Consider the following 17,324-nt stretch of genomic DNA (forward strand, 5'->3'; position numbering starts at 1 on the left):
AAGGATACCGCGCCTCATGATCCGGAAGACCCTGATCGCCCTCTGCCTCGTCGCCAGCGGCGTCGCTCAAGCCGCGCCCTTGCCGCGGACGGCGCCTGATCGGATCTCGGCTCCGGAAGCCAGGTTCGACTGGTTCGAGTACGAGGGGGCCGATCCGTCGGACGCGGCTTTCAAGCCGACCCCGACTCAGTACGCAAATCCGATTCTCAAGGGGACCTATCCCGACCCCGCGGTCATGCGGGTCGGCAGGGACTTCTACTATGTCAGCTCGACCTTCGCCTGGTTCCCCGGCCTGCCGGTCTTCCACTCCACGGACCTCGTGCACTGGAATCAGATCGGCAACGCGATCGATCGTCCCGATATGCTTGACTTCGGGCGTCTGGGTCTTTCGCGCGCCGTGTTCGCCCCCACGCTGAGCCATCACAACGGGATCTTCTACATTCTCAACACCTGCGTCGATTGCCGAGGCAACTTCCTGATCACGGCGACCGATCCCAAGGGCCCCTGGTCGGATCCGGTCTGGTTGCCGACGGTCGAGGGCATCGACCCGTACCTCTTCTTCGACGACGACGGCGGCGCCATGATCGTCTTCAACGGCGAACCGCCCGGCCCGCCGGAATACAGGGGCCACCGCGCCATCTGGGCGATCAAGTACGACATCAACGCCAAGAAGACCGTGGGCGAGCGCAAGCTATTGCTCGACAAGGGGGTCGATCCCTCCGCCAAGCCCATCTGGCCCGAGGGGCCCCATATCCTCAAGAAGGACGGCTGGTACTATCTGATCGCCGCCGAGGGCGGCACCGCCGAGGGCCACAGCCAGGTCGCGCTGCGCTCCAAGAGCGCCTGGGGTCCGTATGTCCCCTACCCCAACAATCCGATCCTGACCCAGCGGGGCCTGCCCAAGGACCGCCCGCTGCCGATCACCTCGGCCGGTCACGCCAATCTGGTCGATACGCCGGACGGAAAGTGGTGGGCGACCTTCCTGGCGGTGCGTCCCTACGGCGATGACCTCTACAACACCGGGCGCGAGACCTTCCTCCTGCCGGTCGAATGGAAGGACGGCTGGCCGATCATCCTGGAGAACGGCAAGGCCATTCCCTACGTCCACGCCAAGCCGGACCTGCCGGCGACGACGCCCACGCCGCCGCCGACGTCGGGCGCCTTCAAGGTTCGTGAGGCGTTCGACGGCAAGGCCCTGCCGCTCAGCTGGGTGACCATGCGGATCCCGCGGGAGCGCTGGTGGCGACTGGAGGGCGGAAAACTGGTCTTGACCGCGCGCGCCGAGGCGATCGGCGGCATGACCCAGCCATCGTTCTGGGGACGCCGCCAGCAACATATCAATGCCAGCGCGTCCACGGAAATGCGGTTCCAGCCGACCAAGATCGGCGACAAGGCCGGCCTGGTCGCCGTGCAGAACGACGACCACTTCTTCTTCTTCGGCGTGACCCGCGACGCAAGCGGCCAGGACAAGCTCGTGCTCGAACGCCGGGCCAGCGCCCAGGACCCTGTCGAGGGCGTCTTGGTCGACAGCACTCCCGTCGCCTTGAAGGCTGGGGCGCCCATCCGGCTGAAGATCACCGCGCGCGGCGGCAGCTATGATTTCTCCTATGCGCTCGCCGCCGGTCCCTGGCAGACGCTGAAGGCGGACGAGGACGGAACGATCCTGTCGACGAAGAAGGCTGGCGGCTTCGTCGGCGCGCTTCTGGGGGTCTATGCTCACAGCGCGAGCGCCGATCCGGTTCATTGACGGACCGCCCTCTACTCACCGGGTGATCCGGGGGTAGCCTGCCGCGAACCCTATGGGGGCGCGTCGAGCAGTCCTCGGATCACGGCCGCCAGCTGGCTCTCCGAGACCGGCTTGAAGAGAATGCCCGCGGGATGGTCGCCCTCGATCCGCGTCAGGGTCGCAGGCTCGCGCGATCCGGTGATGAAGATCACCTTTGAGCCGACCTGCTCATGGATGTCGCCGGAGGCGTCAACACCGTCGCGATCCCCCTGCAGGCGCATGTCCATCAGGACAATGTACGGCTGGTGCGTCAACGCCAGGTCGAGAGCCGCCTCGGCCGTCTCGGCCGTGCCGCAGACCTCCAGCCCCAGATCCTCCACATAGATGCGGAGCGTTTCGGTGATGATGAACTCGTCATCGACGATCAGGACGCGGTCACGGTGCAACATCGTCAGGCGCTCCGTGGCGCGGGCAGGTGCGCCTCCCAGCAGACCCCGTCGGCCTGAAGGGACCGGATTGTTCCACCCAGTTGGCGCACCAGGCCTCTGACGATCTTCAACCCCATCGACGGTTTGGCCTCCGCCGAAACCTCGGAGAACCCCACCCCGTTGTCGGCGACCCGCAAGACCACCTCGCCCTCGGCGGCGGCGCCCAGCGTGACGAAGACTTCGCCCTCCCGTCCGGGAAAGGCGTGCTTCAGGGCGTTGGTCGTCAGTTCGGTGACGAGCAATCCCAACGGCACGGCGAAGTCGAGGTCGACACTCAAGGGCGCGGCGTCGATCCGCAGGTCCACGTTTTCCGGCGCGCCGACCTGGAGGTGGGCGATCAGCTGGGACAGAAAGGCCCCGACGTCGAACGTCTTCAGGTCGGCCGAGCCCATCAGTTGGTGATGCACAAGGCCCAAGGCGTAGACGCGCTTGCGCAAGCCCTCGATCGCCGCGACGGCGTCGTGATCGGAGAGTTTTCGCGACTGCATCAGCATCAGGCCGTCGACCACCTGAAGATTGTTCTTCACCCGATGATAGACCTCGCGAAGGAGCAGATCGCGCTGCGCGACGGCCGCCGTGCGCTCATCGACCAGTTCCTCCAGCCGGAGATTGGCGGCCTCCAGCGCCGCCCTGGCCGCCTTCTGCTCCTCGAGGCCGTCCAGAACGCCCTGCCGGGCGGCGATCAGCTCGAGCTCGTAGGCGCGGCGCTCCGGCGCGGCGAACAATGCGCCGTAACGGCGGCCGGCGTCCTCGCCAGGCGTCACCGTCAGCAGAACAGGGCGAGGGGCGCCGTCCGCATGGGCGAGTTCCAGAAACACCTCTTCGGCCGAGCCGCTCGTCAACAAGGAGGGTTCGGCCTTGAGGGCATAGACGAATTGCGAGGATCGGGTGAGGAACTCCCTGAAGGCGCGGCCGACAAGCGCCGCGGTCGGCGCGCCCGTCATGGCCGCCATGCGAGGGTTGGCGGCCTGGATGACCATGTCGGCATCCGCCTCGAACAGCGCCACCGGCGCGAGCCTGCCCAGCGCCTCGCCGTCGTCTTCCCTCAAACGCCGGCCTCCTGGAGAAAGCGCTCGATGGCCTCGACGACCGCCGACGGCGCGCTCAGGTGAGGATAGTGGCCCCGCGCGACGAGCATCTCCAGACGAGCCTTTGGAATCTGGTCGGCGAGGAAGCGCGCGGCCGCCAGGGGCACGACCGCGTCGGCGCTGGCCTGCAGAACGAGCGTGGGGACTCGGCATTCGGCAAGTCGCGCCCGGTGGTCCGACATGAACGTGGCTCGCGCGAACCGGCGCGTCAGCTCCGGATTGGCGCGGCTGAAGCTGTAGACGAGGTCCTGCGTCAAGGCCGGCCGGTCGGGCTGGTCCATGACTTTTGGCGCGAGCGTCCTGGCCCATCCCTGGAAATCCAGTTCCATCAGGCTCAGCAGATCGTCCACGTCCGCCCGTTCGAAGCCGCCCTCATAGGCCCAGTCGTTCAAGTAACGCGAGGATGAGCCGACCATGACGATGCGCCCGATCCGCTGGCTGCGCAGCGACGCGAGCAGGGCGATCATCCCCGACACCGAATGGGCCGTGAGGGTGACATCGTGCAGATCGAGGGCGTCGAGGATGTCGACGAGATCGTCGGCATAGCCTTCCAGGGTCTGGTAGCGGTCAGGGTCGTACTGGGCCAGGTCCGAGGCGCCGCTGCCCATGTGGTCGTAGAGCACCACGCGGCGAGTCGTCGCCAGGCGTGGCGCCACCTCGCGCCAAACCGTCTGATCGGTGCCAAACCCGTGCAGAAGCATGATCGGGGGCTCGCCAGTTCCCAACTCGCTGACGGCATGGGCCCGCAGCAGCGTCCGGTGCTCTCCGGGCGTCAAGACAGAGCGCACGATCACCTGCGGCAAAGCGACTCTCCCTTAGTGCGAGCCATGCGCCACTATACGTCCTGTGGAAGAACATTCACCGGGATTGGCGCGAAGCCAAGATGCGGCCGTGAGTCGCAGGCCCGGAAGTCCAAGCCTGATGTCGCGCCGAAGAGAGCGGAGAAAATCGCCCCCGGAAGTGTCGGCCATGGCTCCGGGCGCCATGACGTGCTTAACCGCCGCGGGGCCGCCTCGCGCCCGACCTTTGATTTCGGAATGACCATGGCGCCATCGACCGCCAACCTGGCGATCTGGACGATCGCGGCGATAGCGACCGCCGCCGTCATCATCCGCCCTTTCAAGGCTCCGGAAGCCCTGTGGGCGATAGCTGGCGCGGTCCTGCTGCTGGCGACGGGCCTGCTGCCGCTTTCGGCCGGTCTTGCGGCGGTCGCCAAGGGGTTGGACGTCTATCTGTTCCTGATCGGCATGATGCTGCTCTCGGAGGTCGCCCGTCGAGAAGGCCTGTTCGACTGGGTCGCCGCGTATGCCGTCAATCACGCCCAAGGCTCGCCGCGCCGCCTGTTCCTATTGATTTATGTCGTCGGGGTCGTCGTGACCGTCTTCCTGTCCAACGACGCGACGGCCGTCGTTCTAACCCCGGCCGTATTCGCGGCGGCGCGCAAGGCCAAGGTCGATCCCCTGCCCTACCTGTTCATCTGCGCCTTCGTCGCCAATGCGGCCAGCTTCGTCCTGCCTATCTCCAACCCCGCCAACATCGTCCTCTATGGCGACCACACCCCGCCGCTGAGCCAATGGCTGGCCAGCTTCGGCCTGCCCGCCTTGCTCGCCATCCTGGCGACCTACGGCGTGCTGCGCCTGGTCGAGGCCAACCGTCTTGGCCAGACCTGCGAGCGCGACATCGACCAGCCGGTACTGTCGCGCGGCGGCAAGCTGGCCCTCGCCGGCATCGGCCTGACGGCCCTCGGCCTGGTGATCGTGTCGGCGTTCGACCGTCCGCTGGGCTTGCCGACCGCCCTGCTCGGCGTAGCCACCACCATCCTGGTCCTGATCGCCGCCCGCGCCTCGCCCTGGCCCGTTCTGAAGAGCGTATCCTGGAGCGTGCTGCCGCTCGTGGCCGGGCTGTTCGTGCTGGTCGAAGCCCTGGGACGCACCGGGCTCATCAACCGCCTGGCCGACGCGCTCAAGAGTTCGTCCGAAACCGGACCATTGCTCACCGCCGCGGCGGGGGGCGGTATTCTCGCCGTCGCTTCCAACCTGATGAACAATCTGCCCGCCGGCCTGATCGCCAGCACGGCGCTCGCCCAGGCGCAGCCGCCACGGGTGGTGACTGACGCCCTGCTGATCGGTGTTGACCTTGGCCCCAACCTGTCGATCACCGGATCGCTGGCGACCATCCTGTGGCTGACCGCGATCCGCCGCGAAGGGGAAGACGTCACCTTCTGGCGGTTTCTGAGGGTCGGCGCGCTGGTCATGCCGCCTGCCCTGGTGCTGGCGATCGGCGCCCGGTTGCTCTTGGCGTCGGCGGGCTAAGCCTCGTCCCGATCCTAGATGAAGAGTGGGATCGGCGCGACCTTGTCCTGAGCCGTGTCGGGATGCTCCTCGTGCTCGACAAGCACCGTCGTGCCAGGCGCGGTCCCCAGGACCTTCACGGTCGCCTTCAACTGAGTGGCCAGGGCCCGCACGATGCTGGTGCCAAGCCCGGGCTTGCCGCCCTCCGCGTCGGGAAGGCCGACGCCGTCGTCGGCGACAGAGAGGCGCCACGAGGCGCCCTGCGCGTGATAGGTGACTTTGATCACGCCGCCGCGATCACCCGGGAACCCGTGCTTCAGCGCGTTGATCACCAGCTCGGTGACGATGAGGCCAAGACTGACGGACGTCTCCGAACTGGTGACGCTGGCGTCCGCCTCGACGGTCAGGGTCAACATGGCCGGGTCCCGGATCATGGAGGCGCCGATGCTCTCGCAAAGCTCGGTCAGGTAGGCCCGGATCCGGACCTCGTCCTCCCCCGTCGTGGCCAGCTGGCGCTGAACCGCGGCCACCGACATCACGCGATGATGGGCGCTGCGAAGATGATCGCGGGTTTCGTCGGATTGGACCCTGCGAGCGCTCTGCAAGAGGACGCTGGCGATGATCTGCAGGCTGTTGGCGACGCGATGCTGCAGTTCCTTGAGCATCGTCGCCTTCTCGACCAGCAGGTTATCCTTGACCCGCTCGGCCAATCGAAGATCCGTGACATCGGCCATGGCCAGGATCAGCAGCTCCTCCGCCTGACCAAACCGCAGCTTCTCGGCATTGAGGACCAGTTGCCGGGTGGTGCGACCAGGGACCACCAAGTCCATTTCGTAAGCGGCGATCTTGGCCTTTCCCGACGCCGTGGCCTTGAGCAGGGATCTCAACTGCGGCACGTCCCACTCTCCACCGCCGAGATCGGCGACGCGCAGGCCGGTCGTGTGGGCGGGGTCGATCCCGAACGCCCGGCAGAAACTGGTGCTGGCCGCGATGACGACCATGTCGTTGTCCAGCAGCAGGGTGGGTTCCGCCGAGGTGGCGATGATCGCCATGGCCAGGCCGTGGCCGGCGTCGACGTGCAGGATGGGGTGGGCAGCCATGGCTGTCCTTAGCCGACCAGAGGCTCGCGGAGCGAAAGCCATACCTGGCTAGGAACATCTGGGGGTCTAGCCGCAAGCCAGTGCGGAAAAACAACCCTACCACGATCAGCAGAGCTTACGCGTGTTTGTTCCGCTCGAACTGAAGTTTACGCGTACACTATGGCTTGAGCGCCGCCGCGGCCTCCACGCGCTCGATCAAACTCGAAGGGCTATAGGGTTTTTGGAGAAAAACCCCGTTAGCAGGAAGATCCACGGGATCGACGATCGCCGCGCCGGAGGTGGCGATGATCGGCAGGTTGGGCCATCGCAGGGACACGAGGCGCGCCAGACCCAGACCGTTGATCTCACCGGGCATGTCGACATCGGTGAACAGCAGGGCGACGTCCGGGCGCGCGTCGAGCAATAGAAGCGCTTCGCGAGCGTCAACCGCTTCCAAGGCGTCATAGCCGGCGTCTCTCAGGATGTCGCAGGCCAGCATCCGAACCAGGACCTCGTCCTCCACGACCAGCACGACGGGCGCCGCTGTGACGGCGCCGTCCGCGGCCTCGCCGATTTTACTGCTCATCGCCTTGCCCCCAACCCGACAGCCGTATCTCAGCGGCTCGAGAAACGTCGGGTAGCCGACTAAATCCGAGATCACGGTTTTAGTTGCGTGGAGCGCGCCGATTTTACGACCGCTTCGGTTGGAGCTTTCCAACGGCCCACGGAAACCCGTTCGCGATCGCTCGATATCGGCAACTGCCGTCGAGCCTTGGCGTTGACCTGCCCCGGGATGAAGTCTGAACGGTGGGAGAAAGCCCTTGAGCTACGCGCCCTTGCCCCTTGCCGACCAAGGCCCGATCGACCGCAGGGACCTCGTGTTCGCCGTCGTGGACCGCACCCGCACACCCATGGTGATCTGCGATCCGCGACAGGCCGACAATCCGATCGTCCTGGCCAACCAGGCCTTTCTGGATCTGACCGGCTATAGGCGTGACGAGGTTCTCGGCCGCAACTGCCGGCTGCTGCAGGGGCCGCGGACCGACCGCTCGGCCATCGACGCCCTCGGCTCGGCGGTCCGCGACGCGCGCGAACTCGAGGTAGAACTCCTCAACTATCGCAAGGACGGTTCGACGTTCTGGAACCGGGTCAGCCTCAGCCCCGTGCAGGATGATACTGGCGGCCTCCTCTATTTCTTCGCCTCGCAGGTCGATGTCACCCGACATCGCCAGGCCGAGGCCAGCGAGGTCGAGGCCAACCAGATCCTGCTGCGCGAGATCGATCATCGGGCTTTGAACGCCCTGGCGATCGTCGAGGGCATTGTGCGTCTTAGCCAGGCCCAGGACATTGGACGATACGCCGCGGCGGTTCAGCAGCGGGTGCAGGCCTTGGCCCGGGCCCACGCCTTCCTGTCGCAAAGACGCTGGCGGCCCGCCCCGCTGGGAGACCTGGTAAGGCTGCAGATCGCCCCCTTCGACATGAGCCGCGTGACCCTGGACGGCCCGGACATCCGCGTCGGCGCGACGCTGGTCCAGCCGCTGGCGCTTGTCCTGCACGAGATGATTTCCAACGCCACGATACACGGCTGTCTGTCGGCGCCTTTCGGGGGCGTGACGACGCACTGGCAGCCCCACGACAGCGATGGCGGCTTCCGCCTGGTGTGGGAGGAAGCCGGTGGCCCGCCGCCGGCCCTGGCCCGAAAGCCAGGCTTCGGCTCGGCCATGATCACCGCCATCATCGAGCGCCAGCTACGGGGACGGGCTCGGCTGGAATGGCCTTCGACCGGCTTGCGCGCGGAGTTCATCGTTCCAGACACGGGACGAGATCCCAAGCCGTTCCAACTGGCCGCCCGGCGCTGACGATCAGGACGCGCCCGCTGGCTTCAGGTAGCCGTGCATGTCCAACCACCGGGAAAAGGCGTCGAACCAGCCGGTGCTGGTCGTCTTCTTCGGGTACATGCCAAAGCCGTGGCCGCCCTGTTCGTAGAGGTGGAACTCGACCGGCCGCTTGGCCGTCCGCCAGCTCTCGATCAGGCCAAATCCGCCGTTACCGAACAAAGGATCATCGGCCGCCAGCGCGACGAACAACGGCGGCGCGTCAGCCGGAACGGCGACCGGCGCGAGCGAGCCGTAGATCGTCCCGATGAACGCGGGCTTGGCGTCCTGCCCCGCGAGCGTGGTGGCCATGGTCAGCATGGCGCCCGCCGAAAATCCCACCATCCCGATCCGGTCGGGATCGACATGCCATTCGGCCGCGCGCTTGCGCACCAGCGCGAAGGCGGCGCGGGAGTCAGCGATCTGCGGAGCCAGACCCGCGACGGCCTGTTCGGGGCTTGGCCGAGGGTTTCGCGCCGTATTGGCGAACATCTCGGTCATGGAGCGTTCGAAGCCGGCCATGTCGGCGGGCGTCTGGTTCAGGCGATACTTGAGCACGAAGGCGGCCACGCCCTTGTCGGCCAGGGCCTCGGCGACCTGCCAGCCTTCATTTTCCATGGACAGGGTGCGAAACCCGCCGCCCGGCGCGACGATGACCGCGGCGCCCGTGGCCTTGGCCGGGTCGGGCAGGAACGGGGTCAAGGTCGCGACAGTGACGTTGCGGGCGAAAACGCTGCCATATTGGCTGTGCCAGGACTCAGCGGCGGTGGCGCCCGGCAGCGCGCCGGTGCCCAGCTCGATCGCCTTCGGCTGCGCCGGAATCGCGATCGGCGTCATCTTGTTGGCCTGAGCCCAGACCGGCGCGGCGATCGCGCATGTGAGAGCCACGGCGCCCGCGGCAAGGCTGGCGCGCGCCAGCCCCAGCCACGTCGACCGACCACGATTGTTCATCAACTCCACGGCGCAACCTCCCATTTTGACTTTTGTGACCGGTATCATTCCGGCTCTTTACTCCTACAAATATGCTTGAGGATTGTCACGCCCCGATCACGTCCCGTTCTGGTTGAACCCCATAGGCGCTCGCACATCCTCGGAAGGCGAAAAAAGCCGCCCGAGCCTGACGATGTAACCGGGCTCGGGCGGGCCGCCCAGGAGGGGGAAAGCGGGCAGTCGAAAGCTCGCGATCAAAAGGAGAACGTGGCAAGGCATCGGAAACGCCCTCGACACGTCGCGCCTTCGATCTGTAATACAGATCACGAAATGGTTGCGTTAACGTAACCGTACTTGCTTGAACCTGTCCAACCAATAACGGCCCGGATATCGATGATTGTCGCGCGCGGCGAGGTTTAGCTTCGTACGATGGGGTCGATTTTGCGTCGCGCCGACAATCGACTAGATAGAGATCAGATGACGGTGGCGGGACAAACGATTGGCTAGAAACACTGAAGGCGCCCGCGGCCCAACGATCGTCGATGTCGCGGCCGCCGCCGGTGTTTCCCCGATGACCGTATCGCGCGTGATCAACGCCCGCCCGGGCGTGGGCCCCGACACCCGCCTCGCCGTCACGGAGGCGATCCAGCGCCTGGGTTACACTCCCAACGTCGCCGCGCGCAGCCTCGTGACATCGACGGAACTGCGGATCGGCGTGATCTATTCCAATCCCAGCGCCGCCTTCATGAGCGAGTTCCTGACCGGGGTCTATGAAGAGGCCTCCACGCGCGGGGCCCGCCTGATCCTGCTCAAGGGCGGCGAAGGCGGACGCCCGCCCCAGGACGCCGAACTGAAGAACCTGATCGCGGCCGGCGTGCGCGGCGTGATCCTGGCCCCTCCCCTGGGCGAATCGCCCACGGTCCTGCAGGTGCTGCGCAAGGCGCGCCTCCCGCTGGCCGCGGTCGGCGCCTACAGCGTGGCGGGCGCCATCTGCGTGCGCATCGACGACCGGCGCGCCGCCTACGAGATGACGCGAGACCTGATCGCCGAGGGCCATCGTCGCCTGGGCTTCATCGTCGGCAATCCGGACCAGGCGGCCAGCGCCGAGCGCCTGGCGGGCTTCTACGCGGCCGTCCGTGAGGCCGACGACGTGCAGACGGTGATCGCCCAGGGCGATTTCAGCTTCACCTCCGGCCTCACGGCGGCCGAACTCCTGCTCGACTCGTCGCCGGCCCCGACGGCGATCTTCGCCAGCAACGACGATATGGCCGCGGCCGTGGTCTCGGTCGCGCACCGCCGCCACCTCGACATACCTGGCGAACTCACGGTCGCCGGGTTCGACGACACCGCCGCGGCGGTGACCCTATGGCCGCCGCTCACCACGGTGCGCCAGCCCGTTCGCAAGCTCGCCGCCGAGGCGCTCGGCCTGCTGGCGGCGCAAATCTCCGGGGCCGAGGCCCATCTGAGCGATCACCACGACCGGGTGCTCGATCACCAGGTCGTTCGCCGGCTATCGACGTCGCCGCCCCTGAGCTAATCGTCACCCCGACCTTCGTAGCGGAAGAAGGCGAAGTCGGCGGGCGTCGCCCTCCCCGACATGTCCTGGCAGGCCATGCCGACGAAGGTCCCGGTGAAATTCGGCAGGCCGGGCAAGGACGCCTCGTCGGACAGGATGCTGGCGTCGAGCGCGTCGGGCAGGTCGCGCCAATCGTTTTCACGGTCGCCGCGCCAGGCGAACCGGAGCTGGTCCAAGTCGACCTCGACACGCAGTTCGATCGGTCCCTCGGGCAGGCTCTCGACCAAGACCTGGAGGGTGCAGCCGCCCGCGTCCGGCGAGGCCGTCATCCGTTGCAGCTGACGCTCACCCCCCTGTCGGCTCACGTGGAGATACTGGAACTTGGTGCTGTTGTAGTAGCAGACCAGCCCGGCGGCCTGCTGGAAGTCGACCGGGTCGAACTCGAGCCGCGTGGTGGCCGTGAACCGCAGGTCCTCCTGGCGCCGGGCGACGAGCGCCTGGCGGAAGGGACTGCCGATGGTCTCCCGCCCGTAGAGACGCAGATATCCAGGCCGCGCCACCAGGCTGAAGAGCTCATCGGGATAGGGCGTGCGCAGCCACTGGAACTCGGACGGCAGCACGTCGACGGCAAAGCTGCCGTCCCACGACCGCGCCGGCCAAGGCTTTGGCGGCAGGTCAGGCGCGGCTGGCGCGGGATCGGGCGCGCCACCGGCGGTCAGACTTCTGAGCCAGCCATCCTCGCACCATCGCATCGGCTGCAACGCCGTCTCGCGACCCAGGACGCATCGCTGCCGGCCCGGCAGGGGCCTGCCGCACAGATAGGCCACCCACGGCGTTCCGTCGGCCAGCTCGATCAGGTCGCCATGTCCGGCGCGGGCCAGCGGCCCATCGCGCCGGCCGCCCGAGGACAGGACCACCGCGTCGGGGTGCAGTTCATAGGGCCCGAACAGATTTCGCGAGCGCGCCATGACCACCGCGTGTCCCCACCCCGTACCGCCTTCGGCCACCAGCAGATGATACCAGCCGTCCCGCTTGTAGAGATGCGGCCCCTCCGTGAAGCCTCTATCCGTTCCCTGGAAAATCAGATGGCGCTCGCCGACCAGGCCGCCGGTGGCGCGGTCGAGCTCCTGGATGACGATGCCGGCGAAACGGGGTCGGTCAGGGCGATGGTCCCACAGCATGTTGAGCAGCCAGCTTCGCCCGTCGTCGTCATGGAACAGCGCCGGATCGAAGCCGCTGCTGTTGAGGTAGATCGGGTCGGACCAGACGCCGTCGATCCGGTCGCAGGTGACCAGATAGTTGTGGAAATCCCGCAAGGTCACGCCCGTCGCGCCATCCAGGGTCGATTGGCCGAACCGCTTGACGTCCGTGTAGACCAGCCAGAAGCGCCCGTCCGCGTGGCTGAGATCCGGCGCCCATACCCCGCACGAGTCCGGATCGCCGCGCATGTCCAACTGGGACGCGCGCGCCAGGGGGCGAGCCGCCAGGCGCCAGTGCGCCAGGTCGCGGCTGTGGTGGATCTGGACGCCCGGAAACCACTCGAACGTCGAGGTCGCGATGAACACATCATCGCCGACGCGAACGATCGACGGGTCCGGGTTGAACCCTCTGAGGACGGGATTACGAAGCTGGGACATGTCGTTTGCGCACAAGGGTCCAGAGCAAGCCGGCGCCGACAAGGTCGAGCAGGCCGAGTATGACGAAGAAGGGTCCGTAGCCGACCTGGTCGACCAGCTTGCCCAGGGCCAGGGTGAAGATCAGGATGCCAAGGTTGCCCGCCAGCCCGGCGAAGCCGGCCACGGTCGCGACCTCGTCACGCCGGAACAGGTCCGAGGCCATGGTGATCACGGTCACCGACAGGGTCTGATGGGCGAAGCCGCCGACACAGAGCAGCGCCAGGGCGACATAAGGATTGGCCGCCAGACCGACCAGCGTCATGGCCGTCATCAAGACCGCGCCGAGGCTGAACGCCCAGCGCCGCGCATCGATCAGGTCCACGCCGCGCTTCTGCAGGTAGGCCACGACCGCCGGACCGAACAGGCAACCCAGGTCGGCGGCGAGAAAGGGCAGCCAGGCGAGCAGGGCGATCTGCTTCAGATCAAAGCCCCGCACGCGCATCAGGTAGAGCGGCATCCAGAACGACAGCATACCCCACACGGGATCGGCGAGCATTCTGGGCAGCGCGATGCCCCACAGGTCGCGGCGCCGTACCAGTTGCGCCAGGGATGCGCGTTTGCCGCGCGCCGTCAGTTCGACCTCCTGGCCCTGTTCGATGCGTTCGCGTTCGGCCGCGCCAAGGCGGCGGTGCTCTGACGGCGTCCGGTACCAGAGGATCCAGGCTGCCACCCACACCAGACCGAGGGCGCCGGCGGCGACGAAGGCCAGGCGCCAGCTGCCCATCATCACCGCCCAGGCGACCAGCATTGGGGCGAACACCGCGCCGAACGACGCGCCGATATTGTAGACGCCGCCGGCGAAGCCGCGTTCACGCGCGGGGAACCACTCGGCGATCAGCTTCTGGCCGGCGGGCTGGGCGGAGCCTTCGGTGAGGCCAAGGGCCAGGCGGAGCCCGGCGAACGGGACCCATCCCTGGGCGAAGATGTGAGCCATCGTGATCAGGGACCACAGGATGGCGCAGAGGGCGAAGCCAAGCCGCAGCCCGACGCCGTCGAGAAAGTAGCCCACGAGCGGCTGGAACATCACGCCCAATTGGAAGGCGCTAGTGATCCACGAATACTGCTCGCTGGAGATCGACTGCTCGCTGAGCACCATCGGCGCGGCGACGCCCAGCACCGATCGCGACAGGTAGTTCAGCACCATCGCCAGGACGAACAAGCCCAGAATGGTCCATCGGATATAGGCGAAGCGCTGACGTCGAAGCGCTCGACCGTCGTTATGACCTGCTGGCACGCCCCCTCCTCCGATAACGTTATCATTCTCGATCAGCGAGAGCGCCGACCCGCTTTATCGAGGCTTGGCCCGGTTTCAGTCGCCAGCCTTCAACCGACTAGCGAACCAGAACGATCGTTTCAATGATAATATGTCGGAGTATTGACACGGGGGCGACGACCATACCAAGATAAATGATAACGTTACCATAGCGGTTGGCCATGGCGACGATCAATCACGCAGAGCCGGTGAGCCTGCGGATAGGGAGGGATGAGAATGAACGCCAATGGCATGACGTCCTCTGAGGACGGCGGCGCGCACAGCCGCGTCCAGATCGAGGTTCGGAACAACACCACACAGATTCGCGACCGCATTCTGCGGTCGGCCAGCGCCGGCGCGATGACCGCGGCCCTGTTCGCCGCCGCGCCCGCTCTGGCTCAAACGGCCTCGGCGCCGGCCACCGACGCGGCCACGGTCACCGAGGTGGTCGTCACCGGCACGCGCATCCAGACCACGGGCTTCACGGCACCGACGCCGACCTCCGTGATCGGTGAAGCCCAGATCCAGAACAACGCCCAGCCGAACGTCTTCGCCACCATCGTCCAGCTACCGTCGCTGCAGGGCTCGAGCGGTTCGGCGACCAACACCTTCAGCACATCCAGCGGCCAGCAGGGCCTGAGCTCGTTCTCGCTGCGCGGCCTGGGCACGATCCGCACCCTGACCCTGCTGGACGGCCAGCGCGTGGTCGGGGCCTACTATACGGGCGTCACCGACGTCAGCCTGTTCCCGCAGCTGCTTATCAAGCGGGTGGATGTCGTGAACGGCGGCGCCTCGGCCTCGTATGGTTCGGACGCCGTGGGCGGCGTCGTCAACTTCATCACCGACACCCGCTTCGAGGGCCTGAAAGGCAATGTTCAGGCGGGCATCTCGAAGTACAACGACAACGAGCAGGGCCTGGTGCAACTGGCCGGCGGCCGCAGTTTCGCGGGTGATCGCGTGCACGTGGTCGGCAGCGTGGAGTGGGCCAAGGAAAACGGCGTCGGTCCGGGCGATTTCGGCCTGGATCTGGCCGGTGATCGCCACTGGTTCACCCAAACGACGATGATCAATCGCAACGTCACCAACGACGGTTCGCCCCAGTACCTCATGCGCGATAACGCCCAGCCATACGCCTACACCAAGTATGGTCTGATCACGGCCGGTCCGCTGCAGGGCATCGCCTTCGACCAGAGCGGCAATCCGTTCCAGTTCCAGTATGGCTCGGGCGGCGTGCCCTCGAAGACGGCGGGCGGCGCGGTCACGGGTTGCTTCCCGGGCTTCTGCGTCGGCGGCGACCTGTCGGGCAATGTCGACAGCGGCCGCACGCTGCAGTCCAAGATCGAGCGCAAAGTGGCCTACGGGCGTATCGGATATGACTTCGCCGAGAACAACGAGGCCTACGTCTCGTTCAACCTGGGCCAGGTCAAGACCAGCAACCAGCCCGTCAATGGCATGAACAAGACCGGCCTGACGCTGCAATGCGCCAACCCGTTCGTGCCGGCCTCCGTCCAAGCCGCTTGCGCCACCGCGGGCATCACCAGCTTCCAGTACGGCGTCAGCAACGCCGTGCTGCCTAACACCGAGGTTCACACCGATCGTCGTCAGTATCGCGTTGTCACCGGCTTGAAGGGTAAGTTCGCTGCCGTCGGTTCCGACTGGACCTATGACGCCTACTACGAGCATGGCGTCAACAAGACCGCCGTCGATGTCGACCACATCCTGCTGACGCCGCGCTTCAACCAGGCGATCCAGGCCATCACGCTGAACGGCGCGATCGTCTGCGCCGACCCGGTCGCGCGCGCCAGCGGTTGCCAGCCGCTGAACATCTTTGGCGGCAAACCGCCCTCGGCCTCGGCCCTGGAATATGTCCAGCCCGCCGCCGGTCCCTTCCAACGCCTGCGCATGAAACAGGACGTGGCCAGCCTGAACTTCTCGGGCGCGCCGATCGACCTGTGGGCCGGTCCGCTGTCGGTGGCCTTCGGCGCCGAATATCGCCGGGAGTACTACACCGTTCGCGCGGACCCGTACGGCGCGGGCGTCGCCGATCGCAGCCCTAACGACGGCTCCTATCCGGCCGATCCGCTTCTCGCTTCGGTCGGCAACAACTGGCACGCCGGCAACTACAAGAACGGCGACGGCGTCTACAACGTCAAGGAAGCCTTCCTGGAGGCCGACCTGCCGCTGTTCAACAACGACACCATCGGCCGCGCCAACTTCAACGCCGCGGCGCGGGTGACCGACTACAGCACCTCGGGCACGATCTGGACCTGGAAGGCGGGCGGCACCTGGGACACGCCGATCGACGGCCTGCGCTTCCGCGGCGTGACCTCGCGGGACGTGCGCGCGCCCAACCTCTCGGAGTTGTTCGCCGCGCCGGTCACCACCACGCTGCCGAACTTCTTCGATCCGGTGAACAACCGGAACGTGGTGGCGATCCAGAACGCCGTCGGCAACCCGAACCTGACGCCGGAAATCGCGCGCAACTCGCAGATCGGCGTGGTCCTGGCCAATCCGTCCTGGCTGCCGGGCTTCAGCGCGTCGTTCGACTACTACAAGATCAAGGTCGACGACGTCGTCTCCAGCCTGGGCGCGGCCCAGATCGTCGACTACTGCTATCGCAACATCCTGCCGCAGACCTGCGGGGCCTATAACCTCAACAACACCAGCGGCCCGAACTATATCAACGTCCAGTCCTTCAACCTGGCGTCGATCAAGACCAGCGGCTTCGACATCGAGGCCAGCTATCGTTGGCGGCAGCCGCTGGGCCTTTCAGGCGCCTTCACCCTGCGGGCCCTGGCCACCCACATCCGCGACTTCTGGACCGACACCGGCCTGCCCGGCACCGTGCCGGTCGACTCCGCGGGCGTGAACCAGGGCAACACCCCCAACTGGAAGTGGCTGGCGATCCAGAGCTATGAGACCGACCGCTTCTCCCTGACGCTGCAGGAACGCTGGTTCACCGACGGCAACTACGGCAACCAATATGTCGTCTGCGCCCCCGGAACCTGCCCGGTCTCGACGGCCAACGCCCCGACGATCGACAAGAACTTCATGCCGGGCGCCTTCTACATGGACGTCGGCGGGACCTACAACATCCGCAAGGACGTGAGCGCCTACTTCAAGGTCGACAACCTGTTCGACCGCGATCCGGCCAAGTCGCCGAACTACGCCAACCCGGCGCTGTACGACATCGTCGGCCGGATGTACCGCGCCGGCGTGCGCTTCCGCTTCTAACCGAGGTTTCCCCCTCGATCACTGAGGCCAGGCGTCCAGCGCCTGGCCTCTTTTTTTGCCTAGAGCGTGGCAGCCGAAAGTGTGAGCGGTTTAGGCGCCCGCCACGCTCTAAGTGTTAGGAATAGAGCCTGTTTATCCGTTTCTGATGATTCCATCAGAAACGGACAGGC

At 66.4% G+C, this 17,324-nt stretch carries 13 protein-coding genes and 1 pseudogene; 5 read left to right on the top strand and 9 right to left on the bottom strand.

Features of this window, described 5'->3' with window-relative positions; translation table 11 throughout:
* Nucleotides 1–16 precede the first annotated feature (16 nt).
* Nucleotides 17–1,747, top strand: coding sequence for a glycoside hydrolase family 43 protein (locus tag ACW175_RS17380; RefSeq protein WP_492101258.1), 1,731 nt, complete (start codon nucleotides 17–19; stop codon nucleotides 1,745–1,747).
* Nucleotides 1,748–1,797: 50 nt separating this feature from the next.
* Here ACW175_RS17380 and ACW175_RS17385 read toward each other — a convergent pair whose 3' ends face one another.
* From ACW175_RS17385 to ACW175_RS17395, 3 genes are read right to left on the bottom strand one after another with little or no spacing between them, the layout of a single operon-like run.
* Entirely contained in the window at nucleotides 1,798–2,175 is a 378-nt protein-coding gene (locus ACW175_RS17385) for a response regulator (RefSeq protein WP_492101259.1), read from the bottom strand.
* A 2-nt stretch (nucleotides 2,176–2,177) separates the two neighbouring features.
* Nucleotides 2,178–3,263, bottom strand: coding sequence for a sensor histidine kinase (locus tag ACW175_RS17390; protein WP_492101260.1), 1,086 nt, complete (start codon nucleotides 3,261–3,263; stop codon nucleotides 2,178–2,180).
* Entirely contained in the window at nucleotides 3,260–4,096 is an 837-nt protein-coding gene (locus ACW175_RS17395) for an alpha/beta fold hydrolase (protein ID WP_492104987.1), read from the bottom strand. The genes ACW175_RS17390 and ACW175_RS17395 overlap by 4 nt, the downstream gene beginning before the upstream one ends.
* Nucleotides 4,097–4,345: 249 nt before the next feature.
* On the opposite strand from ACW175_RS17395, the gene ACW175_RS17400 reads away from it, so the two are divergent.
* A complete protein-coding gene (locus ACW175_RS17400; protein WP_492101261.1) occupies nucleotides 4,346–5,614 on the top strand; it encodes an arsenic transporter in 1,269 nt (422 codons plus the stop codon).
* Nucleotides 5,615–5,628: 14 nt separating this feature from the next.
* Here ACW175_RS17400 and ACW175_RS17405 read toward each other — a convergent pair whose 3' ends face one another.
* Together ACW175_RS17405 and ACW175_RS17410 are read right to left on the bottom strand one after the other, a co-directional pair.
* The gene (locus ACW175_RS17405; RefSeq protein ID WP_492101262.1) at nucleotides 5,629–6,693 is read right to left on the bottom strand and encodes a sensor histidine kinase; all 1,065 of its coding nucleotides are present in this window, start codon (nucleotides 6,691–6,693) and stop codon (nucleotides 5,629–5,631) included.
* A gap of 157 nt (nucleotides 6,694–6,850) precedes the next feature.
* Nucleotides 6,851–7,390, bottom strand: a complete 540-nt coding sequence (locus ACW175_RS17410) for a response regulator (protein ID WP_492101263.1) — start codon at nucleotides 7,388–7,390, stop codon at nucleotides 6,851–6,853.
* Between the two features lie 103 nt (nucleotides 7,391–7,493).
* Here ACW175_RS17410 and ACW175_RS17415 point away from each other — a divergent pair, with 103 nt between their 5' ends.
* Entirely contained in the window at nucleotides 7,494–8,531 is a 1,038-nt protein-coding gene (locus tag ACW175_RS17415; RefSeq protein WP_492101264.1) for a PAS domain-containing protein, read from the top strand.
* Nucleotides 8,532–8,534: 3 nt separating this feature from the next.
* On the opposite strand, the gene ACW175_RS17420 is transcribed toward ACW175_RS17415, so the two are convergent.
* Entirely contained in the window at nucleotides 8,535–9,497 is a 963-nt protein-coding gene (locus ACW175_RS17420; protein ID WP_492101265.1) for an alpha/beta hydrolase, read from the bottom strand.
* A gap of 514 nt (nucleotides 9,498–10,011) precedes the next feature.
* Here ACW175_RS17420 and ACW175_RS17425 point away from each other — a divergent pair.
* Nucleotides 10,012–11,013: a LacI family DNA-binding transcriptional regulator gene (locus ACW175_RS17425; RefSeq protein ID WP_492104988.1), complete on the top strand. Its 1,002-nt coding sequence runs from the start codon at nucleotides 10,012–10,014 to the stop codon at nucleotides 11,011–11,013.
* Here ACW175_RS17425 and ACW175_RS17430 read toward each other — a convergent pair.
* Both ACW175_RS17430 and ACW175_RS17435 read right to left on the bottom strand, forming a co-directional pair.
* Complete coding sequence (locus tag ACW175_RS17430) at nucleotides 11,010–12,629, bottom strand: glycoside hydrolase family 43 protein (RefSeq protein ID WP_492101266.1); 1,620 nt, start codon at nucleotides 12,627–12,629, stop codon at nucleotides 11,010–11,012. The two genes, ACW175_RS17425 and ACW175_RS17430, sit on opposite strands and share 4 nt — an antisense overlap.
* Complete coding sequence (locus ACW175_RS17435; RefSeq protein WP_492104989.1) at nucleotides 12,613–13,812, bottom strand: MFS transporter; 1,200 nt, start codon at nucleotides 13,810–13,812, stop codon at nucleotides 12,613–12,615. The genes ACW175_RS17430 and ACW175_RS17435 overlap by 17 nt, the downstream gene beginning before the upstream one ends.
* Before the next feature lie 468 nt (nucleotides 13,813–14,280).
* Here ACW175_RS17435 and ACW175_RS17440 point away from each other — a divergent pair, with 468 nt between their 5' ends.
* A complete protein-coding gene (locus ACW175_RS17440; protein WP_492104990.1) occupies nucleotides 14,281–17,154 on the top strand; it encodes a TonB-dependent receptor domain-containing protein in 2,874 nt (957 codons plus the stop codon).
* Nucleotides 17,155–17,216: 62 nt separating this feature from the next.
* Here ACW175_RS17440 and ACW175_RS17445 read toward each other — a convergent pair.
* Nucleotides 17,217–17,309, bottom strand: a pseudogene (locus ACW175_RS17445) (hypothetical protein); the annotation flags it as partial.
* Between the last annotated feature and the right edge of the window lie 15 nt (nucleotides 17,310–17,324).

This window comes from Caulobacter sp. FV1ye6ST, assembly GCF_058681225.1.